Source organism: Fimbriimonas sp. LA-C6 (assembly GCF_055398105.1).
On the sequence record NZ_AP038796.1, the window covers coordinates 3,462,426 to 3,487,512 of the forward strand.

Below are 25,087 nucleotides of genomic sequence, written 5' to 3' on the forward strand. Positions count from 1 at the left end.
CCTAGAGTTGATCGAGATCATTGGAGCTCCGTTCGATTTGTGTGGCATGAGACTAGGCAGTCGCCTGGGTCCGGCCGCCATTCGTCTCGCTGGGATCATTCCTGCTTTAGAGGAATTGGGATTGGAAGTCACCGACTCTGGGGACGTGGATTCGCCTCCAGAAGAGACTGTAGAGGACGGTATGCGTCACTTTCCGGCACTTTACAAGTGTGTGGAGTCTCTGAAATCCAAAGTAGGCGCCAGTCTGGTTTCGGGCAACACCCCGGTGGTCCTGGGGGGCGAGCACACTCTGGTTGTGGGTGGCATCAGCGCGGCACTGAACCTGTTTGATGGCGATCTTGCGATCATCTGGATTGACGCGCACGCGGATGTGAACACGCCAGGATCTTCTTCTACAGGAAATATCCATGGTATGCCCATCGCAGCTTTGCTGGGCCTAGAGAGTGAGACAAGTGGTGTTCCGGATGAGGAGTGGGGCAGATTCCTCAATCTGCTTGGACCCGCTCGGTTGGCTCCGAACAGGACAGCTTGGTATGGCTTGCGAGACGTTGATCCTTCCGAGCGGAAAAGGCTTCACGGCCTGCCTCTTACCATGCACGACATTGACCGCTATGGGGTGGAGAAGACAGTCGCCGACATTGAGGCGTTTCTGAAGGGAACTGGAGTTTCCAAGGTTTGGATTTCGTTTGATGTCGATGCTCTTGATCCGATTCTCGCTCCAGGTACCGGCACTGCAGTTCGAGGTGGGCTTAGCTATCGTGAGGCGCATTTGTGTGCGGAGCTGCTTCACGAGATGTTCCAGACTCCGGCCTGTGAGTTCCAGCTTGCTGGCGTAGATCTTGTGGAGACGAACCCCCTCTACGATAGCAACAATGAGACGGCGAAGATGGCGATCGAGTGGATTGCGAGTCTGTTTGGGAAGACGATCTTAGGCGCTCGGTAGACTGTGGACAAGATGAGCTTGGAAGTTGGCCGGCAGGTATTGATTCAGGAGAGCGATGCTCTGCGCAACTGTGCTGACCATCTGGGAAAGCCGTTTGAGGACGCCGTCGAGCTTTTGTTGGCTTGCAAGGGCCGCGTTATTACCTGCGGTGTAGGGAAGTCCGGGCATATCGCCCGGAAGACAGCTGGGACGCTGAGCAGTACTGGCACCCCTAGTCTTTTTCTCCATGCAGCAGAAGCCGTTCATGGTGACTTGGGCATGGTGACCAGCCAGGACATCGTCTTGATGTACAGCCATAGCGGCGAGACAGATGAATTGGTGCGGTTGTTTCCCCCTTTGGCAGTGACTGGGGCTACCACGATTTTGATCACTGGGCGTGCGGCGAGTAGCGCGGGAACGCGGGCGAATTTGGTCTTGGAGACGTTTGTCAAAGAGGAGGCTTGTCCCAATAATCTGGCACCGACGACGAGCACGACTGTGATGCTTGCGCTCAGTGACGCTTTGGCTTTGGCTGTGATGGAGCGACGAGGTTTTACTTCGGAGGACTTTGCTCGGTTCCACCCTAGCGGAGCACTTGGTAAGCGGCTCCTTCTTCGAGTTTCGGATGTGATGCGTCCCTATGAGGAGATCGCTACCGTTGGGATTGATGCTCGGGTGTTTGATGCGATGTTCGCAATCACCCGCGCGGGCGTAGGCGCGGCTTGTGTGGTGGACGAGGACCAGCGGCTTGTCGGTTTCATCAGCGATGGTGACCTGCGACGCCATGCGCTCGATTTTCCTGATCTGCGTGAGCACTCTGTTCAGGAGATCATGTTCCTTACTCCGACTACGCTAGAGCCTGATCTCCTAGCTGTAGAAGCCCTTGAAGTGTTTCAAAACCTTTCAAAGAAGATTGGCGAAGTTCCCGTTGTTTCTGAAGGGAAATTGAGGGGATTGCTTACTCTGAAGGATCTCCTGCGTTCCGGAATCGTTTAGTTTTATCGGAATTCGTTCGGCGTTTGTAACTGTTGCCTTCTGGACGAGTCGATTTAAATTGCCCTTTTGGGCGGTTGGTTGCCCTACAAAGCAAAACAGGCTGGAATCCGATGAGGATTCCAGCCTGAATGGACCTTTCTAGTTTTACTCAGCTGCTGCGGGAGCTGGAGCTGCTGCTTCGGCTGCTGGAGCCTGCTGCTGCTGTGGCTCGCTTCGCTGATAATCGTCGCGTCGCTCGCGTCGATCTCGGCGGCCGCCCATGTCGCGTCGCTCAGGACCCATTTCTGTTACCACAAATGGGATCAGTGCCATTTCGCGTGCCTTGCGGATTGCGGAGGCGATCATGCGCTGCTGCTTAGCTGTGTTGCCTGTCTGTCGGCTAGGGAGAATCTTGCCGCGATCATTCAGGAACTTGCGCAGGATGTTGATCTCCTTGTAGTCCACAAAATCAATCTTGTTCGTAGTGAGGTAGCTGACTTTGCGTCGGCGCTTGCCTTTAAAACGACCGCCCGGCACCTCGTCCTTGTCTGGACGTGGCATCGCCGCGCGAACATCGGCTCCCTGTGTATCCGCTCGCTGCGGTTTAATGGTCTCTTCGCTCATGCTTCAAATCTTCCAAGCCGGGTACTCACCCGAGGTCAGTCATTAAAGATACCACAATGGTTTCTTAAGAATCTGCCGGGACGTGTAAAGAACCGAAAACGGTGCATGAAATCCCTGTAATTTCGCCCGCTTTGCATATCCCCGGTACATGCGGCAGGATTGGTTTCTCGAACTGAGGGAAAACTACACACATCGGTCGAGAACCCTCCGCCTCAATCTCGATCGACGTTGGAAAGAGCATCGCCAACTCTTCCGACCACCCTCCAGCCAGGGCCCGACTCGCCATCGGGCCCTTCACTATTTTGAGTCAAGGCCGTTCGCCACAAACGGGGAGTTTCGAGTGGCATGCGAAAGGCGATTGTGACCTGGACGCACAAATTTGCACATACTCCGTTTGAACTCACCGTAGGTGAAGGATCGGGCTAGCCGAACGACATAGCCCTCGCTTTCATTCGATCTGCGTACTGGACTGTAGAGGTTCTGAATATGCTTTGCGTCAAATACGCCTCGGTAAAGCACTGGAACCATTTCAAGCCCTAACAGAGTCGCCCAGTCTTCTGTTTCATCCCACGATAGGCAAGTGTTCCGCTCATCCCAGATGGAGAAGAGATAGAAATAGCTTTTCAGGTTGTGATACTGGATGCTATGAACCTTGTAGAGGTTCTCACCACAGATACGCCATCCCTCTGGAATGTCGTAGGCGAGCATGGCGTGGAGTTCTTTCACCTTCGCGTTCTCATGACCCATCAGTGGCGAAAGCGATCGGCCATGGATTCTGTCTCGATACATGGAGCAGTTGGCACCATCGAGTTTTTCAGTGACGACGACCTCTTGATCCACGAAATGCGTGAGGTCAGGAATGGTTCTGTCGTCCTTTGAAGGGTTGCTCCACGGTAAATGGTAGGTGCGAGGGTATCGCACGTACGCTTTGTACAGCCCGAGGACGTTGCCGGATTGAAGCACCTTTTGGACCGACTCGTCATAGAACAGTTCTCCGCGAATTCGAGTCCCGTCGGGCATGACGATGTCGCCCCACTTGGTGTACTCAATCTCGGGATCGTCGTAGAGATGCTCGGGCAGGATCACTTTCTGAATCCCGCAAAGCTCTCGGAGCTCGGAAGGGGAGATAAGTGTTTGCTCTGCTCTCATATGGCAGGGTTCGCATACGGTGGCTCCGTTTTCTAGGAAGTAGCCACCGAGTTCATTTGGAGCTGTCCATAGCCTGCGTTCAATGATGTGGTGGGCATCGAATTTGGTGTTTTTCGCCTTGCAGACGACACAAGTGTGGGAGTCCCGAGAAAGCGTGGCTTCTCGGAACTGATCGCGACTTAGGAGCTTAAACTGGGATGTGTGATCATGTCTCATGGGACCTCCGATAACCGGAAAGTCGGATGAGAAGTTTAGCTTTGCTGATAGGGGGCGTTGGGACTTTTAGGCGGTTTACGGGTTCGCTGCTGGGCTTCTCAGGAACTGCGACCACTTGGTTTGTGAGGCTTTGAGGTTTGCATAGTCGGCACTTGGGAACCTGGAGGATGACGAGAACTCGATGGAGATTCCGTGGCTTTGGCTGGATCGGGAGTTGGTGGCGTTCCAGACTACGCAGTTGTTGACAGCGTTTGTCACGGCACCAGCGGCATCCTGGATCTCTGGCACGGAGCTGAGCGTTTTCATCTTGCTTGCGACATCTGAGAGGTCGTAGAAGGAGAAGTTGCTCTCAGCATAGTATTTGGTGCTTGAGTTGCGGATGGATTGGGCCAGGCCTGAAGCGTGGCTGCTGTTTCGTAGGAGTGCGTCTCCCAAGGTATCGACAGCTTGGCTGACATTGGAGAGTTGGGCTGTTTCGATGACGCTCTGGCAGAGTGGCTTTCCACTGTAATCCCCTCGTGAGTAGTTGCTGATGAAGCTGGTCACGAAGGACTGACTCAGAGCGCGTGGGGAGGCATCTGGATTGTCAACGAAGGTCTTGAAGACTTGGTCGTAGGGGTAGCCGGGTGCTGGAGTGAGCTCCTCGCTTCCTGCGATGTAGTCCGCGCTGCCTGCCAGCTCATCGGCGACTTCGAACATCTGCATGAGGCAGGCGTCGAAGGCAAGGATGTCGAGGTGTCTGCCGCTGAGGGCTTGGCCCAGCTGCCAGATGTTCATGGCATTTCCGGTTTCGTCGTCAAAGTTGACGGCTCGGGTTGGTGCTGAGCGGCTGTGAGCTACTTCCCATCCGGTGCCATGGTTCCAGATGACCATGGCGTAGTGGTCTGCAGGGTAGTTCTGCTTGCTCCAATCGATGAAGTCGCTGAGGGTGGATGGATCTGCCATGTCCACTCCAGCGCCTAGATCTTGGATGAGCGTGCTGTGGATGCCTCGGTTGGTGTCGTGCTGAAGCAGATACCGGCGTGTTCCACTGAAGGCCGCATCGTTATTGCCCCCTAAGCCTTTGACTTGTTTCCACTCAACGATGAATCGAACGTCTTTGCCTCCTGCCACTCTCTCAAGCTGGTCAATGTTTGGCAAAGCATACGGATAGAGCGAGTTAGCAGCGTTGAGATAGACCATGACGGTCCACTTGCCGCGTGTGATGCCTCCCGTGCCTACTTGAAGGCTGGTGGAGGCTGTGAGTCCGCTAGGGGTGTAAGTGGCGCGGATAGTGGAAGTTCCGTTTGTAAGGCCGCTTGCCAGACCGTTTGGATCAACGGTGGCTACGGATGCGCTATCTGATGTCCAGGTGATGTTGTTCGGGGAGACGAAAGCGATTCGCTGATCTTGGGTGACTGCAGAGACGTGAAGCTCTTTGGACTCGCCTAGGCCAACCGAGGGGGCGCTTGGGGTGATGCTGATGCTGGTTACGGGCTGACCCACGACGGATCGGATCTCCGTGGCACCCGTGGGGTTGACATCTTGTTGGAGGCTCGCAACTGGGGTGCCGTCGGCTCTTGCGCCATCAAATAGATCGGCTTTGATGACGTAGCTCACGTTTGGCGAGCTTGGGAACGACACGGTTGTTTGTGTGGGGCTGGTGAGGACCTGCTCGGAGACGAGCGTTCCATCGGCTTGGTAGAGGCGTACCCTCTGAGTGGTAGGTATTCGTCCCTCTGGTGTGGGGTGCGACCAGTCGCTCCGATAGGTCAGGCTGGCCGTTGCTGAGCTGCCGCCGCCACCTCCGCCGCAGCCCACGATTGCACCTACGAGAACCGATAAACCAATGTATTTTAGAAGCCGATCCATAGCTGTAGATCAACTCCGCAGGTTTCGGGCCATTGGAATAAATCAGATACGAATGCTAGTTCGTGCAATGGGACGTTGTGAGTTGGAGCACATCTTCCGATAAATACCGTGTTTGAGCGAATCGGAGAGTTATCGAAATCTTCTAGGACTCCTTAAGGAGCTGGGGGTAAGGACCGCAGAGGATCGGGCGCCGGATGGCAGCGCTGGGTTCCCCCTCATCTTGCGTCTGCAAGATGGCGGATCGCTCGTGCTTGACCTTCCAAATCCTGCATTCATTGATGCTCTCGACCCCGATGGTATTGGGGTGGCGATCCTCGATCCGCTGGGATATCCGCGAACGACGTGGGGCTTGGCGCGTCGCATTCCTTATTTCCGAGCGACGTCCAGTGTGTTGGAGTCTCCGATTGGGAGTCTGCTTGAGGGCAGTTATCAGGGGACACCCGGTGCGCTATATTACGACGGCTACCGCTACTTCACTTCGGGTTTGAGCGCGCGGGAAGGCAACGATGTGTTTGTGCTTGTCGTTAATGCCCAGGAAGAGCGACAGGTGCGACGTCAGGCGAGCAAGAGCTGGCGAATGGCGAGCGCCCTGAAGCGGCTCGGTAAAGCTCTGACCATGAACCAGACCATGCACCCTCTGTGCGTGGCTGCTGCTCATGAGATTGCTTCTGCGACAGAACTGGCCGCGGTGTTGCTGTGGACTCACGACTCTGAGGCGGGTGTCTTAGAGTTGGTCGCAAGTGTTGGAGCCAACCGTTTGGGGGCGGCTGCGTTGAACAGGCTGAGTGGCAATGGTGGCGCGGGTTGTGCTGCCGAGTTGGTTGCGACGACACGTCAACCATTCTTCCAATCCAACGTTTTGGACCATGTTCTCACTGCGAACCTGGAGGCTAAATTCTGCTACCTTAAGCCGAGCGGTGTCAGTGTTCATCCACTTGAGATCAGTGGCAAGTTGCTAGGTGTTCTGGAGCTGGTGGGACGCGAAGGTGATGCCTATTTTGCGGACAATGCGGAGTTATTCCAGACCATCGCGGAGCATATTGCCCTTGCCATCAACAGTGCAGCGATGTTCGAGAATTTCGAGCGACTGGCCTCTCATGACGCGTTGACTGGTCTACCGAACCACCGATCGATGCAGGAGTTTTTGCATCAGCGGCTGTCTGAGTCTGAAAGGACCGGGCAGGCGCTCGGTGCGATCATGATTGACGTCGATCATTTCCGTTCGTTCAATGAAGAAGAGGGACATGACGCAGGGGATGAGGTCTTGCGCATGGTGGGGGATGCGCTCAAACAGTGTCTGCGTCCTTACGACTTGGCGGCTCGTTACGGCGGGGAAGAGTTCACTGTTCTCATGCCGAACGCGACGCAGGAGTCGATCATGTCGCTTGCAGAACGGATGCGACATAAGGTTGAGAGCATGCCGTTTGTGACCAAGAGCGGTCGTGTGACTCAGGTGACGGTAAGCCTTGGATGCGCGATCTATCCGACGTGTGCCAGCGATGCCCCTTCGCTGTTGAAGTCTGCAGATGTCGCGCTGTACGAAGCAAAGCGTGCTGGCCGAAATAGGGCAGTGTTCTTTGAAGGGAAGCAGGATTCGGCTCCTCGGCCGCCCTCTGTGTCGCTTGATGATCTCAAGAAGTGGGTTCACCCGCTGGATTGGGAAGAGGGCGAGGGAAGGGCTGATCGTCTTGAGGCTGAGTTGAACTTGATGTGTGCTGCCCTTCGGCTGAGTCAGTCTCAGCAAACGATTTTGAACGCACTCCTTCGGGTGGCTCCGACCTATGTGAGAGCTGTCCGGGATGAGGATAGTGAGTTCATCGCCTCCATGCATGCTGCTCCAGAGTTTAGGGTTTTGATCCCTAGCTTGGAGCGGATCAATATGCGATTCGACTGCTCTTATGGGTCGGGTGTGAGGCTGCCACTTCTGGCGAGGGTGTTGCAAGTCATCCTCGCTGTAGATAATAATGAAGACCTGTACGCCGATCCGGGAAGATTTGATCCTGAGATCGTTGCTCTGGTCACCGACCTTCATCGCGCCGCTTAGACGAATGAGGTTCGGTAAAGGATGCCAGATATTGAATTTGAGCAGTCAGCCCCTTGATAAATGAGGCTGCCTTGTGCCATTCTCTTATCTTGCGTCTGCAGTAGTGACCAAGAGCGGCGCGGAGAATTTTATGTACGCGATTGTAAAGACCGGTGGGAAGCAGTTCAAGGCTGCCATGGACGATTTGATTATCGTCGACAAGATTGAAGGCGAGCCTGGAACGAAGGTAGAGCTAAGCGAAGTTCTCTTGGTCGTCGATGGTGCTAAATCGACTGTTGGCGCTCCTTTCATCAAGGGAGCATCTGTCAGCGCAGAGATCGTTCGACAAGCCAAGAGCGCGAAGATTGACGGATTTAACTATAAAGCCAAAAAGAACGAGCGAAAGCGATGGGGACACCGTTCGCTTCAGACGCACATTCGAATCACTGGCGTTAAGGCTGGGAGCTAAGACTTAAATGGCACATAAAAAGGGACAGGGTTCTTCTAGAAACGGTCGCGATAGCAAGCCAAAGTATCGTGGCGTAAAGATGTATGGCGGACAGGTTGTTAAGCCTGGTTGCATCATCGTTCGACAGTGTGGCAACAAGTTCTACCCAGGTCCTGGTGTAGGAATCGGACGAGACTTCACCTTGTTCGCACTTCGAGACGGTCAGGTCACTTTCGAAGGTCCTAAGGCCCGACGCCGAGTTGCTGTGTACGCACAGGCAACTGTCGAAGCCTAAGAGGTATCCGATTTTAGATAAGCGCTCGGTGAGATTCACCGGGCGCTTATTTGTTTTTAGAACCTGACGGTCCACGTGACGCCGATGGAGAAGTCCGGTGCGATGTTTACGAGTTCTGGCACACGGTAGTTCAGGATGTCTCCGTCTTCGGAGAAGTAGGCCTGAATCCATTGATTTGAACTGAGCTTCCTGGTGTATCCGGCTGAGAGCATGCGATGGGTGCTATCGCTGCCTGCAATGCCTGTTTGGAGCGCGGATCGCTCACTTTGCCATTGCAGCGTCCATAGGTCTCGCGAGTTTCGCTTGTAAACGAAAGAGAGGGATTCTTGGTCGATTAAGCCTCGGGAGCTTTGAAGTGCCGTTGCCTTTCCTTGGCCCACGATTCCCGCTTGGGCGTAAACATCCCACTTAGCGTTGATGGGTGCTTTGTAGTTAAGGGATAGCCCTGCATCGAAGGCACCGCTGCCGAGCAGTCTATTTGCATCGCCGGTTGGGAGCTTAATCGCAACCGCTGCAAAGAGTCGACTGCTGAGCGTGTGAGAGTATGTAGCGGAGATGTCACCGAATCCTGTTGCAGAACCGAATCGGCCACTTCCTGGGACAATGACTTCGCTATGCCCTAGCGCGATCGTACTTCGAAGGTTGTTGATGCCAAGCACGTGTTCGTGCCACCACTCAATGAGTGGGTCTAGGAATCCGCCACCTCGACTCAGGATGGGTAGTTCGAAGCTCCACTCCCCTCGCTTGGTGCCTGTTCGATACTTGAGGCGGAGGGCGTCTACTTCGTAGTCTTCGAGAAGGTTATATGGTCCGCTTTCAGGCATCCCCCTTAGATCATTGGCCACACTGAAGCCTATTGAGTACTCCTTAGACCCCTCTGGTATCAGGTCGCCCCTGGGTGTAAATCGAAAAAATGGGAGCGAAATCGCTCTGCCTATTCGGGTTTCGATCGGCCCTTGGCCCCAAGCCGGGAATGCCATGGCCGCGAGAAAGATGGTTGCAAATCGGCGCACAATGCAAACTACCTGTTAATTTAATGCGTATGAGCAGGGAATAAAGGCGCACTTCATGCGAATCTCATTGGTAGATCTGGTATGAAATGTGTGAAAAGTATGAAAGAGCCAAATAAAGCTCGATGTTCGATGTGGTCGGAGGCTTTCTACGGCTCTGCAACAGTAGGGGAACGTGGTCAGCTTGTGATTCCCGCAGAGGCGCGCAGTGACCTAGAAATTTCACCAGGAGATAAGTTACTCATCATGCATCACCCGATATATAAGGGATTGATGCTTTTTAAGATAGAAGCAATCAGAGAGTTTCTGGATGACTTTCAGTCGAACCTCGATAAGTTCGAGGAAAACAAAGAGGAAGGTGCATGACGCATTTAGGTTTATTTAGTGTTCTCGCTGCTTGGGCGTCGTTCCAGACACCAGCAACTCAAACAGGTCCGCTTACTATAGAGCAGGCCACAGCAATCGCGGAGCAGAAAGCGTTCGCAGTTCGCCTCCAGGTTACGAGCCTGGAAAAGGATCGCGAAAAGATCAACGAAGCGCTCGGAGGTCTCGGTCCCAAGGTGACGTTGGCAGGGAACTACAACAGAAACGACCGTCAGAACTCGGTCAGCTTTGGACCAAGTTCGCCGCCTGTGATCATTCAGCCTATTGATACGAAAACCGTCACCGCTTCGGTTACCATTCCAATCGATATCTCTGGTAACGCTCATCGGTTAGTCAAGGCAAGTGAGGCCACCTATCGAGCTACCAAATATACGACGGCCGCCACTCTCAACGACACCCGCCTCAACACTCGGAGTGCGTTCTTTGCAGTTCTTCGTGCCCAAGCTCAGGTTGTTGTATACGAGCAAGCTCTCAAGGACGCTCAGGAGCGGCTTGATCAGGGACAGAAGCTTCTGAAGCAGGTTCAGGTGGCGAAGATTGATGTCGAAAGGTATGAAGCGCAAGTTGCTCAGGCCAATTCGGATCTTATCAACGCAAAGAATAGCCTTGAACTCTCCAAGATCGCGTTCAATAATGCGCTCGCTAGGCCGGTCGACACGCCTGTGGACCTGGTTGATATCAAAGACTTGCCAGCTGTTCCCACTGATGCCGGACTGTTGTCTCGATCTGCGATTCAGTATCGGCCGGAAGTGAACTCTATCAAGGATTCGGTTGAGGCTCTCGACTTAATCCGAAGAGCCCAAGAGTCTGGGTTGAGTCCAAGTCTGGCGCTCACTGTTCAACACCAGCGGTCATTTGGTCAGGGTGGGTTGGGTGCTCAGACACAGCAAACCACCGGAGCGTTGAGCCTGTCTTTTCCCATCTTTGATTCAGGGGTTACTCGATCACGTGTGAATCAGGCGCGCCAAGACGTTTTAAGAGCAAAGATTCAGTTAGAGCAGACCCAGCTTGCGATCAGTCAGGAAGTCCAGAACGCGTTTGCGAACTTGTCGAGCGCGCAGTCTCGATTCAACAACGCTAAGAGGCAGGCTGAGCTTGCCGAAGAAGTATTTCGCCTTGCAAAGGTTCGTCAGAACGCCGGAGAAGGCACCTATGTCGAGGTTATCGACGCAGAAACTAGCGTGACTCAGGCCAGAAACGGCGTGGTGAGCGCCCGATATGACTATCTCGTCGCATTCTCGCAACTACAGCGCGCGATAGGCACGGACAATCTCGCGAAGCCTGAAATGGCTGCAAATGGAGGGAGCAAATGAAGAATCGTTGGTTGCTAGCGGGTGCCGCAGGAGCACTTGTATTTTCCGCGATGGGATGCGTGGATCGGCAGTCTCAGAAAGAGGCAAAACAGACCGAAGCGTTCATCCTAGATAAAGCCAAGTCGGTAGAAACCAAGCCTGTTGCTACCTCTCGACTGGACAAGACAATCGAAGTAACTGGTGAAGTGACGACATCAGATGACACAACGGTTGGCGTCAAAACGGCAGGTCGGTTAGTTGCCGTGTATGTGAAAGATGGCGATAACGTAACGGCCGGTCAGCTGATTGCCCGACAGGATACGACTCAGCTAGCTGCCCAGGTTAATCAGGCGATTGCGAGTCTCAACTCTGCGCAGTCCTCCTACCAGTCTGCTCAGTCTCAACTTGCGTTGGCCATTCGAAACGCATCGGTGAACCCCTCGAAGACGAGTTCAGCCATCCGGAGCGCAGAAGCACAGCTTCGAAGCGCAAAGGCTCAGCTTCAGAAGGCCACTACTGGTGCCCGTCCAGAGGATCGCGCTCAGGCTCAGGCGAATGTAACGAGTGCGAAGAGCAACTTGGACACACAGAAGAGCGAGCTGGAGCGTATCAAGACTCTGGTTAACGAAGGTGCCCTTGCCGGCAACCGATTGGACCAGCAACAGACTGCCTATCAACAGGCGCTTGCTCAGTACAAGGTCGCCGTTGAAGCCCTGAAGATCCAGAAGAATCTAACGCGACCCGAAGACATCTTGGTGGCTCAAGAGGCTGTGAAACAGGCTCAAGAGCAGTTGGCGACTGCAAGGTCGAACAAAGAGCTCGATCAGACCTACACGGACCAAGTGAATTCGGCGCGAGCCCAGGTGGCAAGTGCCAAGGCACAGATCCAGAATGCACAGGCACAGGTGGTCATTGCTCAGCAAGCGCTTCGCGATGCAGATGTGTTGGCACCGTTTAGCGGCAAAATCGCAGGCAAACCTACACAGGTGGGTACGTCCCTTGGCGGCGGTGGCACCGTGGCTCGAATCATTGGTCAGCAGGGCGTCTACTTCGAGGGTTCGGTTCCAAGTGACGTCGTGGATCAGATTAGTAATGGAATGTCGGTTTCCGTTTCAGTAGGCTCTCTGGCGGGCAAAGAGATCCAAGGGAAGGTCGTTGCGGTGAGCCCTGTTGGTTCCAGCGTCGCACGTCTGTTCACTGTTCGAATTCAGCTACTAGGGGCTTCATCAGATGTTCGCCCTGGCATGTATGCTCGCGGACGCATCGTACTGAAAACGATTCCTGACGCGGTGATGATTCCCAACGCCGCGATTGTGGATCGAAGCGGCAAGAAAGTTGTTTTCCTCAACGTAAACGGTAAGGCAAAGATGCAAGAAGTCAGTCTTGGAATTTCCCGAGAAGCTGACGTTCAAGTACAAGGCATTCAACCCGGGGCGCAGCTGGTCATTCAAGGCCAATCCAGCTTGGCAGATGGCGATACATTGAAGATCGCCAAGCCAGGAGATCCTAGCGCACCCAAGGAGTCTAAGGCATGAATCTAACGCGTACAGCGATCACCCGACCCATCTTCATCTTTATGTTGATGGTCGCAGCGTTCCTTATCGGAACGTTGGCATATCGCAGCATGCGCGTGGAACTGAACCCTGAAGTCAACTTTGGAGTTGTAACGGTCTCCACCCAATATCCGGGTGCCGGACCGGAGGACATTAACGAACTTATTTCACGAAAGATTGAAGACGCCGTTTCTGGTGTCAACGGTCTTCGCGAAGTCACGAGCACGTCACAGGAAGGCATTTCCAACGTGGTGATCACATTGGAGCTCGGCTTCAATGCAGATGCCGCCTTGAATGACGTTCGGTCTAAGGTCGACGCGATCTCAAACCAGCTTCCGAAGGATGCGCTCAAGCCACAGGTTAGTAAGTTCGACAACTCCTCTCAGGCAGTTCTCACGCTTTCGCTTGCCGCGAAGAATCTTAGCAACCGAGCTCTGCGAGACTTGATCGACGACAAGATCGCCGACAAGTTTGGTCAGATCCCTGGCGTCGCATCTGCTACCGTGCAGGGTGGCGACGTGCGAGAAATCCAGGTCCAGATCAGCAAGGACAAGCTGCTTCAGTATGGTGTTGGCATTGTCGACATTCAGCAGGCAGTAGCCGCTGCCTCGCTGAATTCGCCTGGTGGAAAACTTCTCTCTGGAAGCCAAGAGTATTCGATCCGTGTGAAGGCTCAGTACGACAAGATCGACCAGATCAAAGACACCATTGTCACGATCAGCGATCCTAAGAACCCGAACGCTAAATCGAAGACGCTTCGCTTGAGCGACGTTGCTACGATTACGGACTCCTCGGTTGAGCGAACGGCTTACTCACGCCTTAACGGCAACGACGCGATCGTCATCTCGATTCAAAAGACTCGTGACGGCAACGCGGTGGAAATTGCTAAAGGCGCTCAGGCGGTCATCACCGCTATCGAGAAGGAGTACAAGCAACAAGGTCTGGTTGTCACCAAGACGTTCAACCAATCCACGCAGATCACTGACTCCATTGACGACCTCCAGTTCACGCTGTTCTTTGGCATCTTCTTGGTTGGCGTCATCGTCTACGTGTTCCTTCACAACCTGCGCGGCACCATTATTGTTGCGCTGGCGATTCCTACTTCGATCTTTGCGACTTACATTGCACTGTCGTTGTTCGGATTCACTATCAACAACATGTCGATGCTTGCGTTATCGCTTGCCATCGGTGTTTTGGTGGACGACGCCATTGTTGTGTTGGAGAACATTTACCGTCACCTTAAGATGGGCGAAGACCCACGCGAGGCAGCGATTAATGGCCGAGCTGAAATCGGTATGGCGGCGCTTGCGATCACCTTCGCAGACGTCGTTGTGTTCCTTCCCATCGCGTTCATGGGCGGTATCGTTGGACAGTTCTTTAAGCCGCTGGCTATCGGATTTGTCTGTGCGGTTCTGTTCTCTCTCTTCGTTTCGTTCACCCTGACCCCGCTCCTCGCCTCGCGCTGGTACAAGGCTGGTGAGGATCTTGAGCATCCAAAGGATCGCTTCGGTCGATGGTTCGATCGTAGGTTTGAGGCTCTGGAGAACAAGTATCGAGGAGCACTTGAGTGGGCACTTACGCACCGCTGGTTCGTTTTCTGCTCCGGCGCAGTGATTCTGTTCAGCATCTTCATGTTTATTGGCGGCTCGTTCGTTCCGAGCAAGCTTCCCGCAGGTGTGCCTGATGCGACTCCTCATGGAATTCCTGGTGCTTTCAAGCAGGGCATGGGGCTGTTGCCGATCGTGTTGTTCATTGGAATCATCACGACCGTTATCAACACCGTTCGATTCCGCAAGTTCACGCTTAAGTACATCCTGAGCGCTCTGGCCTTCGGGCTGATGTTCCCCGTAGCATCTGTGGTGGGCTTTGAGTACGCCCAGTGGAAACAGGGTCCTGTGTTTAAGTTCGGCTTCTTGCCGGATAGCGACTCAGGTCTCGTCAATGCGAACATCGAACTCCCATCGGGCACCAACTTGGCCACTACTGAAGAAGTCGTGAAGCAAGTTGAAGCCAAGATGATGGCAAACCCCGATGTTGAGTACGTTGTGGCCTACGTCGGAACCCAGGGTGCTGGAAGCATGAATGGTTCCAACTCTGGTTCTAACTACGCTCAGGTCAATGCGACTCTGTACGACAAGATGTCGTTCACAGATAAGCTGCCATGGAAGAAGCATGCAGGGCGACTGCGAGAGCGATCTGTTGATAGCGTCTCTGCGGAACTGACGCAGTCTATTGGCAAGATTGCTGGTGCGACAGTCCGTGTTTCCGCGGCTAGCGGATTCAACTTCGGTTCTGCAATCCAACTCTCGTTCACCTCAGATGATCGAGCGAAACTTATGCAGACGGTCACGAAGGTTAGAGATCGATTGGCCACGGGTGAGATCAAAGGTGTTATCAACCCAGACATCTCTACCAAGCCTGGTAAACCTGAGCTTCAGGTAGTTCCAGATCGTCTCACTCTTGCGGATCTTGGGCTGAATGTAACGACGCTCGGCCAGTCGGTTCGAACCCTTTACCAAGGAAACGACGATACCAAGCTTCGCGTGCTCGGTCGCGAGTATCCGGTTCGAATCATGGTTGATCGTAAGGATCGGGACAACCCGAACCTGCTGAAGGAGATGCCGATTAAGTTCGTGCAGGGCTCCCCGGTTTATCTCGGATCGGTTGGACCTGTTAACGTTGCGCCTGCGATCGACAAGATCACGCGAAGACAACGTGCTGAAGAGATTGTCGTCACTGCTGACCTGCTGCCCGGTTATGCAAACGGTTCGGTGTCTGCTCAGCTCACCAAATGGCTGGCTGATGAGAAGCTCGTTCCTGAAGGAGTCAACGCAAAGCCTCTGGGCCAAGCCGACTCGCAGGCTCGAGAATCTGGATTCTTGTTCGGAGCACTTGGCATCGGCTTCGTGCTGGTGTACATGTTGTTGGCATCGTTGTACGACAACTTGCTGTATCCGTTCATCATTCAGCTAGCGCAGCCTCAGGCTATGGTCGGTGCCATCTTGGCGTTGGTTCTCACAGACAAGTCTTTGAACCTAGTTGGATTCATCGGAATCATTACTCTGGTTGGCTTGGTAGGTAAGAACGCGATCCTGCTGGTGGACTATGCGAATACTCTACGTAGCCGTGGAAGGAATCGTCACGATGCGTTGGTAGAGGCGGGACCCACCCGACTTCGGCCGATCATGATGACGACCCTTGCGGTTATTCTTGGAATGTTGCCGGTTGCGCTTGCGATCGGTCGTGGTTCTGAGTTCCGCGAGACGATTGGTATCACGATCATTGGCGGTATCACATTGTCCACGGTCTTGACTCTGCTCGTCATTCCGTGTTCTTACACGATCTTCGACGATGCTTCGATTCAAATCGCGAAGCTCATGTCGAAGATCTTCAAGACCCCGCCGCCACCTGGCCCTGACGACACTCTTGTGTTGCCAGACCACATGACGACAAACGTTTAGTCATAGGTCGGTCCAAACTCCCTGTTCAGTCTCTGAACAGGGAGTTTTTTGTGCGTCAAAATTCGAGTCAATACTAGACTAATTTATCCATTTAGAAGGGACCTATCTCGCTAATTAGGTGTCTAGAAACACTTAGAAATCCACAACAATTCACTTCTTCGGGTACTTAGAATGCAACAATGGAACTGTGAAGAACCTCCACGCTATCCTCACTGGTCTCTGTGCGATTTGTCTGGCCGGCAGTTTTATTCCAGGCGCATCACTACTGGCCTACCTCGGGGTGATCTTTGGTGGAGTCTTTGCGATTCAGTCATCCTTTGAATCCCTGAAGCAGAGACAGATTGATGTCGATCTGTTGATGGTGGTAGCAGCCGTGGGTGCGGTGCTCGTGAAGCGACCTGAAGATGCCTGTGCCTTGCTGTTTCTCTTCAGCCTCTCGGGAACCCTCGAAGAGATGGCGATGGGAAAGACCCAGTCGGCGATTGAGGGACTGATCAAGCTGCGACCTGCGCAAGCGCTTCGTATCCGTAATGGGGTGGAGGAACGGGTGAATGTTGAGGAGCTCAAGCTTGAAGACCTGGTCAAGGTTCCGGCGTTTGAAACCATTCCGGTGGACGGCGTCATTACTGAAGGGCAGAGTTCCGTTGATCAGAGTGCGATGACAGGCGAGTCCATCGCCGTCCCTTGTGAGCCTGGGACCAAGGTTCTCGGCGGCACGCAGAACATGGATGGTCTTCTGGTTGTTCGAGTCACATCAACTGTGGGCGATAGCACGCTGGACAAGATTGTGGCGTTGGTGGAAGATGCTCAAAACAATAAGGCGAGCGGCGAGAAGATTAGCAACTGGTTTGGCCAGCGATACACCGTGTTTGTGTTGGTCACGTTCATTGTTGCCTTCGCGATTCGTCTGTTGCTCCACGAAAAATTAGAACCCGCCCTTTATGGAGCGCTGACCCTTCTCGTGGCGCTCAGTCCATGTGCGCTGGTGATATCCATCCCAGCGACGACTCTCAGCGCGCTGGCTTGGTCTGCTCGCAATGGAATGCTCGTCCGAGGTGGTGGCTTTATCGAGTTAGCCGGCAAGGTTGACACGGTTGCTTTCGATAAAACCGGGACACTCACGCTTGGCAAGGCAGCACTTCAAGAGATCTGCGTTTGTGTGGGGAATGTGGTTGTTGGACACGACAACGAGTGCGGAGCGGCAAGTGGGTGTTGGATCAGAGGTGCCGATATGTCCGAGGCTGCTATGAATCTCTTGCGGCTGGCGGCGGCAGTGGAGCAATATGCGAACCATCCCGTTGCGGAAGCCGTGATTGTCGCTGCACGCGAGCACAACATTGATGTACCAGAGGCCACTGAAAACAAGACATTGCCTGGGCTTGGAGTGACAGCCGTAGTCGACGGGCAGAAGGTGTCTGTCGGACAGGTCCGAATGATGAAGGAGATGGACCTACATCTCCCAGACGAGTTCATTGCCCATGTCACCGAACTCCAATCGCAGGGGCTTACGGTGGCCGTACTCTACAGCGAGTCTGGGTTGGCAGCTCTTGGTTTCTCGGATGTTCCGCGAAGCAATGCAAAAGAAGTGATCCAGGACCTACGAGACCTTGGGGTCAAAGAGGTCGTAATGTTGACGGGCGACACGATCCAGACGGCAGGTGCGGTGGCGAAAGAGGTCGGAGTCACCGAGGTTCATGCAGGACTGCTTCCTCAACAGAAGACCGAGATTATTGAGGGCTTGGCGCGTAAGGGCAACGTGATGATGGTGGGCGACGGAGTGAACGATGCTCCAAGCCTGGCCTTGGCTAGCGTTGGAGTGGCCATGGGTGGTTTGGGTAGTGATATTGCGCTGAACGCTGCTGACGTAGTATTGATGAACGACCGACTGGACAACATCCCATTGTTGATCCGATTAGGGCGCAAAACCAACGCAATTATTACGGTTAACTTGGCGTTTGCAGGTGCCATGATTATGGTGCTAGCGGTCTCTTCACTCGTGTCAACGTTGCCTCTTCCCATTGCGGTATTGGGGCACGAAGGGTCGACCGTTCTTGTCATACTGAATGGTCTTCGCCTATTGCGGGGACCCAAAATACACGCCAAATCCTGAACATGATCCGACCTGAAATTGCTGATCGCATTGTCCAACATCTTGATGAATCTGGTCTTACGGGACCGGCTCTACGCTTTGCTGCGATGAAAGAGCTAGACAGGCTCCCGACTTACAACTGGAGTGGTATTTATCGGTTGGAAGGCGATGTGCTGATCTTGGACGAGTACGTCGGAGCGGCTACGGACCACACTCGTATTCCAGTTGGTGTGGGCGTCTGCGGCACGGCTGTGGCCGAAAATAGAAATCAGGTAATTGAGGACGTGCGCAAGCTCGATAACTATTTGGCTTGCTCACTCCAGACGCGATCTGAGCTTGTTGTACTCATTCGAGATGCTAGTGGAGCCATTCTGGGGCAGATCGACATTGACGGACATGAGGTCGGCGCTTTCGATGCGTCCGATGAATTGCTGCTGGAGCGAATCGCCAAAGTCCTTGCAGACAACTGGTAGGTGTCAAAATAAGGTGTGAGCCGTTTTGACGTCATTGTTGTAGGAGCAGGACATGCCGGGATTGAGGCATCACTTGCTTCTGCACGCATGGGACTCAAGACGGCTTGCATCACCATGCGATTGGATCGCATAGGTCATCTGCCTTGTAACTGCTCCATAGGCGGCCCGGCTAAGGGGCATATTGCCAGAGAAGTGGACGCGCTGGGCGGCCAAATGGGCCTTACAACGGATCGAGCTCTCACCCACATTCGAAGGGTGGGAACAGGCAAAGGGCCTGCTGTACAGACCATCCGCGCGCATGTCTGCAAAGACCTCTATCCCAAGCTAATGCGCGAAGTGTTTGAGAACACTCCAGGGCTCACGGTGATCGAGGGATCGGTCGCGACAGTCACGACCAATGAGCATGGCGTTACTGGCGTTGTGCTCGACGGTGGGGCAAGTTTTGAAGCGCGGTCCGTGGTGATCACGACTGGCACCTTCCTCAATGGTCTATGTCACGAAGGGAAGAAGCAGACAGTGGCTGCTCGCCATGGAGATAAGGCTTCCCATACCCTTTCAGATTTCCTTCGAGACGCTGGTATCCGCCTAAGGCGTTTCAAGACGGGCACTACTCCCCGTATACGGTTGTCATCCATTGATCTTGAGAAGACCTTAGTGGTGGATTCGGAGCACGATGCGGGGCCTTTCAGCTACGTCAACGATGCTTGCTCGCCGGTCAGACGTCTCTTGCCGAGTTGGCAGACACGCACCAACGAAGCAACGCACGAAGTGATCCGGCAGAACCTAACTTCCAGCGCGATGTACTCGGGCCAGATAGAAGGGGTTGGGCCACGCTACTGCCCCAGCATCGAAGACAAGATTGTCAAATTTGCGGACAAAGACACGCACCCTGTTTGGCTAGAGCAGGAAACGTGGGATGGGGAAGAGGTTTATGTCCAAGGCGTCTCTACCTCGTTGCCTGCTGAGGTTCAGGTGGAGCTGCTGCGTACGATTCCTGGACTCGCCAATATGGAGATGATGCGGCCTGGATATGCCGTTGAGTACGACATGGCGGATCCGCTCCAGCTGACGCCTCACTTAATGTCGAAGCTGGTGCCGGGTCTGTTCCTCGCAGGGCAGATCAATGGAACGAGTGGCTACGAGGAGGCCGCAGGTCAAGGGATTGTCGCAGGTATCAATGCTGCTCGATTCACTCAAGACTTGCCGTTTGTAGACTTTGCGCGTTCGCAGTCGTTCATCGGTGTGATGGTAGACGATCTGGTCACCAAGGGTGTAGAGGACCCTTATCGCATGCTGACGGCCCGTGCGGAGCACCGCCTTTTGCTGCGCCACGACAATGCAGACTCCAGGCTCACTCCCCTTTCTCGCGAAATCGGATTGTGTTCCGAAGAGCGATGGAGTCGGTTTAGTGACAAACAGGAGAAGATTGTCCTGGGCCTCGCGGCGCTTGAGAACACATTCTTCTCATCTGCAGACAACCCTGTTCTTGAGCGAGAGGGCGAAGCACCGCTTAGCGAGAAGATTCGTGCGTTCGATCTCATGAAGCGTCCTGAAGTGGACCTTGCAAGGACGATCGAGCTTGCGGCCATGTGTGGCAAGGAGATCTTTGTTTCTCCCGACATCCAGGTGCGGGAGCAGATCGGCTTGGCGGCTGCTTATGATGGATACATTCAGCGACAGGAACGTCTGGCCGGGCAGTCCAAGCGCCTGGAACTCCTGCGAATTCCAGACGCCTTTGACTTCCATGGTTTGAACGGCCTAAGTTATGAAAGCCGGGAGAAGATGACTCGCATTAAGCCGACTACGGTGGGACAGGCTTCACGGATTCCAGGGGTGCGGCCCTCCGATATCTCGCTGCTCATCGGGCACTTGAAGGTGCGTCCTCACCAGCGCGAAGAATAGGCCTTTGACTTCGAACGCGCATGCTTCAGCATGATGAACTCGCCGATGTTGTCTGTGGTGACCATGCCCAGGAGTTGGTCATCCTCAAATACCAGCAGAGGCAGGTTGCCGCTTTCTTTCATCAGTTCAATGGCCTCTTCCAGAGGAAGGGTGGGCGGGACTGAGGAGAAGTTGCGCTGCATGTAGCCAGCCACATACGCGGAGGGGCCGCCGAGCGTGAGACCGGTCGAGATGTCGTTTCGGGTGAGAATTCCCAGAATGTCATCGCCGTTTGCGACAGGGAAGTTATGTTGCGAACCTTGCAGGAGTATCTGACCGGCTTCTTCCATGGACAGGCCGCTGGTAAGGGTCTGGAAGGACGTCATCATGGCGTCTCGAACGGTATGGCCTTCCAGAAGCGTATGTGTAACGCTCATCGTTAGCTCTTGGCTTGCAACCACGAAGACGAAAAACGCCATGAGCATGAGTACGACCTGGCTCGTGACCAGACCCCAAACGAGTAGGCAAATGGCTAAAATCTGACCAACCGAAACGGCTATTTTCGTGGCTTTCGCGTCGTCTGTGGCCATGGCCAGCAGGCTTCTCAAAATCCGACCGCCGTCCATGGGGAAAGCTGGAATCAGATTGAACACGCAAAGGGTGACGTTGGCGATCAGGAGGTTCTCAACAAACGGTTTGCCGGTTCCTAAGAGGGAAGTCACCTGATGATTGATGGGGCCGAAGAATACGAACGGTACGAGGATGGCCGCAATGATCGCATTTACGGCTGGACCCGCGATCGCGATCCATAGCTCTTGTTTGGCAACGGGCCGAGTCTGGAGAACGGCAAGACCACCGATGGGATAGAGGGTGATGTCCCTGGTTTGGATTCCAAACTTCTTTGCAACCAGTGCATGCCCAAGTTCATGAAGGACGACGCAGGCGAACACGGCTACGACGAGAATGGGCCATGCGAGCGATCCCATGCTGCTGCCTTCCAATGCCACCCAAGTGAGGAACAGCCAGAAGGTGAAGTGGATTCGTATAGGTATGCCAGCGACGGTGGCTACCTTTAATGAGATAAGCGAAGTCTCTGGTTTGGGCTTTTTGGTTGATTCTTCTTGATGGCTCATCTTCTAATTTAATTACGTCGTGAATTAGTTTTATCTCCAACCTGACGCCAAGGGTCCCGACCGTGGTACAACCCCTTAACCCGATGTCTGAACTGCGTTATCATCCATTTTTGCAGCAGTGGGTTATTACAGCCACTCACCGTCAGGATCGAACATTCCATCCGCCTGCAGACTATTGTCCGCTATGTCCTACTAAACCCGGTGGATTCCCAACCGAGATCCCGTTTGAGCAGTATGACATCGTTGTGTTTGAGAACAAGTTCCCGTCTCTTTCACCCATCCCGCACACTCCGGACGTAGCCGGGACGGACCTCACTCCCGTCCGAGAGAGCTTTGGAATCTGCGAAGTGGTCTGCTATTCGCAGGATCACAACTCCACTTTTGCTACGATGCCGTATCAACAGGCTCGCAAGTTGGCCCGCGTTTGGAAGGATCGATATTGCGATCTCGGTTCACGGGACGGCGTGGAGTACGTGTTTGTATTCGAGAATAAAGGGAAAGAGATTGGCGTCACTCTCTCGCACCCTCACGGTCAGATTTACGCTTTCCCGTTCGTACCACCCATTCCCGAGACTGAACTGAGAGCTGAGAAAGCCTACTTTGAGCAGCACAACCGACCTATGATGGAGGATGTGCTGAAGCAGTCTGAAGGGCAAGTGGTTTGCGAGAACGAGCGATTCGTTGCCTTTGTGCCATTCTTCGCACGCTACCCCTACGAAGTTTATGTGACCACAAAGGCTCATATCCCTTCGCTGGAGCAGATGGACACGGCGCATCTGGATGACCTTGCGGAGATTCTATTGATGGTCACTCGCAAGTTTGATAAGTTGTTCGACTTCTCACTGCCTTACATCATGGCGATGCACCAGCAACCAACCATTGAGGGATACGACTACAGCTGGTTCCATGTGGAGTTCTATCCGCCATACCGGACCGCCAACAAGCTCAAATACTTGGCTGGAAGCGAAGCTGGGGCGGGTGCCTATATTAACGACACCCTTCCAGAAGTCACCGCTCAGACGCTGAGGGACTTGGCTATCGATCCGGTCCGTTAGTGTCGAGGGAACAAGAATCGGAAGCGGTTTTCTCGAATACCGCTTCTTTCTAGCAAGAGCGCCTCAGGCTGTAGTCCGTTGAGCAAGTCTTCCTGAGACTTGTCGTTCTCGGGGTTCGTACTTTGTAACCACAGCTCTTGCAACTGGCTCACCGCGTCGTCTACCGAGGTCGGTTTCATCTCTGCCAACTTGGCTTCAAGCTGGGATCCGATCTCCAAAGTCCCAGCGATAACCGCTCGGCCTCGTGAGACAGCGTAGTCGCCATCGTAATCGACGACGTAGTAGAGGTCATCTTCGATTTTCTCGTTCACTTCGGCAAACAGAGATCGAGCGACTACCGGTGCAGAAGAGAAGTCTGAGAAAGCCCGCTTGATCGGGCCGCTCATCGAGATCGCCACTCGCTGGACTGTTACGTCCTCATCGCTTCGGTTATATCCCTCACGACTGGCAAATTCGAGCGCTGCGCTCCGAAGCCCTTCCATATCCGACTGCTGGCCAATCGCCGCAAAAAGAAGTCGGTCGTAAATCTCGTAGATCTTCGGCACCTGTCTTCGATAGGTAAAGACGAGGATGCCTTCTTCGACTGACAAAGCCAGGACGGGAGCGCCCTGAGCTAGTTTGGATTCAATATACTGAGCACGATTGCCAATGCCCTCTTGCCAGTCATAAGGCGTAAACATATTCCCTATATACTCCGCGAGAGGGCCAAAGGTTATCGGCTCGGACTATTCGTCCTTGATTCGGAATGGTTTAGGCTTTCTAAGCCATGTCTCCAGCAGATGCCCCACTTTTCCTAAGGATGCAGGCGAGCACTTGTCTGGCGTATCTTGGAGTGTGTGCCACGGTTCGTAGCTGAAATCGATCAAGTCGATGGTTGGCAAGCCAGCCTCGTTTAGAGGGATATGGTCGTCCTCAATTTCGGGTCCGAGCGTCTTTGGGAAGCTCTGTTGAAGGTTCTCGTCAAAGGCGTGTTGGTAAAGAGCCTTCACGAGAGTGGGGGCATATCGGATGCTGTTTGGCTCTTTCGGCACGGCTAGGTCTTTGTCGCCGATCATGTCCAGCAAGATGCCGTATTCTGGCTTTGGCGTAGGCATGGAGGCTGCAAAGGTCTTCGCTCCAAGGAACATCTCGTCGAGCCCAGGGCCCAGGTCTTCGCCGTCTACGAACACGTACATGATGCCGACTTTTGAGGGGCTGACTTTTAGAGCGCGGGCCAGTTCTAAGAGCACAGCCACTCCACTTGCCCCATCGTTCGCTCCAGGGATGGGTAGAGTGCGATTCACCGCGTTCTCTTCTTGGTCTGCGGTCGGTCTGGTATCCCAGTGAGCAAACAGCGCTACGCGAACCTCAGCGTTCTTCCAGTTCTGCTCGCCGATCACGTTCCACATCTTGATGGTCTGCCCGTTCCTAGACCACTTATGCTCAAAAGGTTGAAGGCGAACGTTTTCGCAAGTCTTCTTCAACTCGGCCGTAATGTAGTCGCGGCAGTCGATGTGTCGTGGCGTCCCCGGCTTTCGTGGGCCAAAATCTACCTGCGTAACGAGGTGTTTCCACGCCAATTTGGAGTCAAATAAGGGACTTCCTTTCGCCGCTCCAGTCTGAGCATGCCCCTTCACCGAGCTGAAGGCTAGGCCGCCAAGGATTAATCCTGTACAAGCCAGCGCGGTGAGGTTTCTTGAGATTTGTGTCCTTTTAGAACTTCCTGCATGCTGAACTGCGATGAGGTCTTGAGTGTTTTCGCCTTGTCCCATATTTTCGAATATCCTAGCAGCCCGCGCTGTAACGACGCCGGCATGGCAACATTGTACGACTTGCTGTCGTCCAGCTTGCTCCCTGCAATCATAGCGCTTACAATGCGCGAATGAGCGGGCGCGGATTTCTTAAACGTGACTTCTAGGCCCGAGAGCTGCAGGAAACCAACATTGGGCTGTGGATATAGCGAAACCGAGCGCTCCAAGGCCTGTCTGATTTGAGCACCTGTGAGGCTCAGAACAACCAAAGCGTCGGACGGATACTCAAGCATGCTGGCCAGATTATCCTTCTGGAACGTGTCTTTTAGGACCCCAGATGGCAGCAGTGCAATCTCTGCGTTGGTGCGCTCTCGAAGAACATCGGCGGCGGCCTGGGCAGGACCAAATGAACCCGTATTGGGGTTCTCTTCGCAAAAGCCGCAAACGGCTAATTGCAAAAGAATGGCAACTGACAAGGGCCGGAACAATGATCTCATAGATACCTATTAGTCTTGGTTAGTTT

General features: G+C 53.9%; 20 protein-coding genes and 1 pseudogene. 13 read left to right on the forward strand and 8 right to left on the reverse strand.

Annotation, left to right across the window (positions count from 1 at the left end):
* The first annotated feature begins 7 nt into the window (after window positions 1-7).
* The gene (gene rocF / locus ACZ51B_RS15905) at window positions 8-943 is read left to right on the forward strand and encodes an arginase (RefSeq protein ID WP_464294325.1); all 936 of its coding nucleotides are present in this window, start codon (window positions 8-10) and stop codon (window positions 941-943) included.
* 12 nt (window positions 944-955) lie between these two features.
* Window positions 956-1,918, forward strand: a complete 963-nt coding sequence (locus ACZ51B_RS15910) for a KpsF/GutQ family sugar-phosphate isomerase (RefSeq protein WP_464294326.1) — start codon at window positions 956-958, stop codon at window positions 1,916-1,918.
* Window positions 1,919-2,200: 282 nt separating this feature from the next.
* Here the strand turns inward: ACZ51B_RS15910 and rpsR are convergent.
* The 3 genes and pseudogenes from rpsR to ACZ51B_RS15925 all read right to left on the reverse strand — a co-directional run.
* Window positions 2,201-2,458 (reverse strand): annotated as a pseudogene (gene rpsR, locus ACZ51B_RS15915) (30S ribosomal protein S18); the annotation flags it as partial.
* A 360-nt stretch (window positions 2,459-2,818) separates the two neighbouring features.
* Window positions 2,819-3,886, reverse strand: a complete 1,068-nt coding sequence (locus ACZ51B_RS15920) for an RNA ligase family protein (RefSeq protein ID WP_464294327.1) — start codon at window positions 3,884-3,886, stop codon at window positions 2,819-2,821.
* Between the two features lie 75 nt (window positions 3,887-3,961).
* On the reverse strand, window positions 3,962-5,737 hold the full coding sequence (locus ACZ51B_RS15925; RefSeq protein ID WP_464294328.1) for a clostripain-related cysteine peptidase: 1,776 nt from the start codon (window positions 5,735-5,737) through the stop codon (window positions 3,962-3,964).
* A 112-nt stretch (window positions 5,738-5,849) separates the two neighbouring features.
* Between ACZ51B_RS15925 and ACZ51B_RS15930 the strand changes: the two genes are divergently transcribed.
* The 3 genes from ACZ51B_RS15930 (at window position 5,850) to rpmA (ending at window position 8,503) form a co-directional block, all read left to right on the forward strand.
* Window positions 5,850-7,781, forward strand: a complete 1,932-nt coding sequence (locus tag ACZ51B_RS15930; RefSeq protein ID WP_464294329.1) for a sensor domain-containing diguanylate cyclase — start codon at window positions 5,850-5,852, stop codon at window positions 7,779-7,781.
* Window positions 7,782-7,911: 130 nt separating this feature from the next.
* Window positions 7,912-8,229 carry a 50S ribosomal protein L21 gene (gene rplU / locus ACZ51B_RS15935; protein ID WP_464294330.1) on the forward strand — a complete coding sequence of 106 codons (318 nt, stop codon included), beginning with the start codon at window positions 7,912-7,914 and terminating at the stop codon, window positions 8,227-8,229.
* Between the two features lie 7 nt (window positions 8,230-8,236).
* A complete protein-coding gene (gene rpmA, locus ACZ51B_RS15940; protein ID WP_464294331.1) occupies window positions 8,237-8,503 on the forward strand; it encodes a 50S ribosomal protein L27 in 267 nt (88 codons plus the stop codon).
* Window positions 8,504-8,559: 56 nt separating this feature from the next.
* Here the strand turns inward: rpmA and ACZ51B_RS15945 are convergent, their stop codons facing one another.
* Entirely contained in the window at window positions 8,560-9,483 is a 924-nt protein-coding gene (locus ACZ51B_RS15945) for a DUF3187 family protein (RefSeq protein WP_464297192.1), read from the reverse strand.
* 132 nt (window positions 9,484-9,615) lie between these two features.
* Here ACZ51B_RS15945 and ACZ51B_RS15950 point away from each other — a divergent pair, with 132 nt between their 5' ends.
* From ACZ51B_RS15950 to mnmG, 7 genes are all read left to right on the forward strand, one after another.
* Window positions 9,616-9,879, forward strand: a complete 264-nt coding sequence (locus ACZ51B_RS15950) for an AbrB/MazE/SpoVT family DNA-binding domain-containing protein (RefSeq protein WP_464294332.1) — start codon at window positions 9,616-9,618, stop codon at window positions 9,877-9,879.
* Window positions 9,876-11,210: a TolC family protein gene (locus ACZ51B_RS15955; protein WP_464294333.1), complete on the forward strand. Its 1,335-nt coding sequence runs from the start codon at window positions 9,876-9,878 to the stop codon at window positions 11,208-11,210. Before ACZ51B_RS15950 ends, ACZ51B_RS15955 begins: the two co-directional genes overlap by 4 nt.
* A complete protein-coding gene (locus ACZ51B_RS15960; RefSeq protein ID WP_464294334.1) occupies window positions 11,207-12,724 on the forward strand; it encodes an efflux RND transporter periplasmic adaptor subunit in 1,518 nt (505 codons plus the stop codon). Before ACZ51B_RS15955 ends, ACZ51B_RS15960 begins: the two co-directional genes overlap by 4 nt.
* Window positions 12,721-16,203: an efflux RND transporter permease subunit gene (locus tag ACZ51B_RS15965; RefSeq protein WP_464294335.1), complete on the forward strand. Its 3,483-nt coding sequence runs from the start codon at window positions 12,721-12,723 to the stop codon at window positions 16,201-16,203. Before ACZ51B_RS15960 ends, ACZ51B_RS15965 begins: the two co-directional genes overlap by 4 nt.
* Window positions 16,204-16,390: 187 nt before the next feature.
* Window positions 16,391-18,313 carry a heavy metal translocating P-type ATPase gene (locus ACZ51B_RS15970; protein ID WP_464294336.1) on the forward strand — a complete coding sequence of 641 codons (1,923 nt, stop codon included), beginning with the start codon at window positions 16,391-16,393 and terminating at the stop codon, window positions 18,311-18,313.
* Between the two features lie 2 nt (window positions 18,314-18,315).
* Window positions 18,316-18,765 (forward strand): GAF domain-containing protein, encoded by a 450-nt coding sequence (locus ACZ51B_RS15975; protein WP_464294337.1) that lies wholly within the window; start codon window positions 18,316-18,318, stop codon window positions 18,763-18,765.
* A 15-nt stretch (window positions 18,766-18,780) separates the two neighbouring features.
* Window positions 18,781-20,667, forward strand: a complete 1,887-nt coding sequence (gene mnmG, locus ACZ51B_RS15980; RefSeq protein WP_464294338.1) for a tRNA uridine-5-carboxymethylaminomethyl(34) synthesis enzyme MnmG — start codon at window positions 18,781-18,783, stop codon at window positions 20,665-20,667.
* On the opposite strand, the gene ACZ51B_RS15985 is transcribed toward mnmG, so the two are convergent.
* Window positions 20,649-21,779, reverse strand: a complete 1,131-nt coding sequence (locus tag ACZ51B_RS15985) for a M50 family metallopeptidase (protein ID WP_464294339.1) — start codon at window positions 21,777-21,779, stop codon at window positions 20,649-20,651. The two genes, mnmG and ACZ51B_RS15985, sit on opposite strands and share 19 nt — an antisense overlap.
* An 83-nt stretch (window positions 21,780-21,862) precedes the next feature.
* Between ACZ51B_RS15985 and galT the strand changes: the two genes are divergently transcribed.
* Window positions 21,863-22,834, forward strand: a complete 972-nt coding sequence (galT, locus tag ACZ51B_RS15990; protein ID WP_464294340.1) for a galactose-1-phosphate uridylyltransferase — start codon at window positions 21,863-21,865, stop codon at window positions 22,832-22,834.
* On the opposite strand, the gene ACZ51B_RS15995 is transcribed toward galT, so the two are convergent.
* From ACZ51B_RS15995 to ACZ51B_RS16005, 3 genes are read right to left on the reverse strand one after another with little or no spacing between them, the layout of a single operon-like run.
* On the reverse strand, window positions 22,831-23,514 hold the full coding sequence (locus ACZ51B_RS15995; RefSeq protein ID WP_464294341.1) for a hypothetical protein: 684 nt from the start codon (window positions 23,512-23,514) through the stop codon (window positions 22,831-22,833). The genes galT and ACZ51B_RS15995 overlap by 4 nt on opposite strands.
* A gap of 45 nt (window positions 23,515-23,559) precedes the next feature.
* Window positions 23,560-24,585 carry a M28 family peptidase gene (locus ACZ51B_RS16000; RefSeq protein WP_464294342.1) on the reverse strand — a complete coding sequence of 342 codons (1,026 nt, stop codon included), beginning with the start codon at window positions 24,583-24,585 and terminating at the stop codon, window positions 23,560-23,562.
* Window positions 24,477-25,061, reverse strand: a complete 585-nt coding sequence (locus ACZ51B_RS16005) for a 5'-nucleotidase C-terminal domain-containing protein (RefSeq protein ID WP_464294343.1) — start codon at window positions 25,059-25,061, stop codon at window positions 24,477-24,479. The genes ACZ51B_RS16000 and ACZ51B_RS16005 overlap by 109 nt, the downstream gene beginning before the upstream one ends.
* Window positions 25,062-25,087: the final 26 nt, after the last annotated feature.

Coding starts and splice junctions, on each gene's coding strand:
- ACZ51B_RS15955 (WP_464294333.1), top strand. CDS start 9,876: ATGACGCATTTAGGTTTATTTAGTGTTCTCGCTGCTTGGGCGTCGTTC.
- ACZ51B_RS15945 (WP_464297192.1), bottom strand. CDS start 9,483: ATGGCATTCCCGGCTTGGGGCCAAGGGCCGATCGAAACCCGAATAGGC.
- rpmA (WP_464294331.1), top strand. CDS start 8,237: ATGGCACATAAAAAGGGACAGGGTTCTTCTAGAAACGGTCGCGATAGC.
- ACZ51B_RS15910 (WP_464294326.1), top strand. CDS start 956: ATGAGCTTGGAAGTTGGCCGGCAGGTATTGATTCAGGAGAGCGATGCT.
- galT (WP_464294340.1), top strand. CDS start 21,863: ATGTCTGAACTGCGTTATCATCCATTTTTGCAGCAGTGGGTTATTACA.
- ACZ51B_RS15950 (WP_464294332.1), top strand. CDS start 9,616: ATGAAAGAGCCAAATAAAGCTCGATGTTCGATGTGGTCGGAGGCTTTC.
- ACZ51B_RS16005 (WP_464294343.1), bottom strand. CDS start 25,061: ATGAGATCATTGTTCCGGCCCTTGTCAGTTGCCATTCTTTTGCAATTA.
- ACZ51B_RS15975 (WP_464294337.1), top strand. CDS start 18,316: ATGATCCGACCTGAAATTGCTGATCGCATTGTCCAACATCTTGATGAA.
- ACZ51B_RS15925 (WP_464294328.1), bottom strand. CDS start 5,737: ATGGATCGGCTTCTAAAATACATTGGTTTATCGGTTCTCGTAGGTGCA.
- ACZ51B_RS15985 (WP_464294339.1), bottom strand. CDS start 21,779: ATGAGCCATCAAGAAGAATCAACCAAAAAGCCCAAACCAGAGACTTCG.
- ACZ51B_RS15995 (WP_464294341.1), bottom strand. CDS start 23,514: ATGTTTACGCCTTATGACTGGCAAGAGGGCATTGGCAATCGTGCTCAG.
- ACZ51B_RS15965 (WP_464294335.1), top strand. CDS start 12,721: ATGAATCTAACGCGTACAGCGATCACCCGACCCATCTTCATCTTTATG.
- ACZ51B_RS15960 (WP_464294334.1), top strand. CDS start 11,207: ATGAAGAATCGTTGGTTGCTAGCGGGTGCCGCAGGAGCACTTGTATTT.
- ACZ51B_RS16000 (WP_464294342.1), bottom strand. CDS start 24,585: ATGGGACAAGGCGAAAACACTCAAGACCTCATCGCAGTTCAGCATGCA.
- ACZ51B_RS15920 (WP_464294327.1), bottom strand. CDS start 3,886: ATGAGACATGATCACACATCCCAGTTTAAGCTCCTAAGTCGCGATCAG.
- rplU (WP_464294330.1), top strand. CDS start 7,912: ATGTACGCGATTGTAAAGACCGGTGGGAAGCAGTTCAAGGCTGCCATG.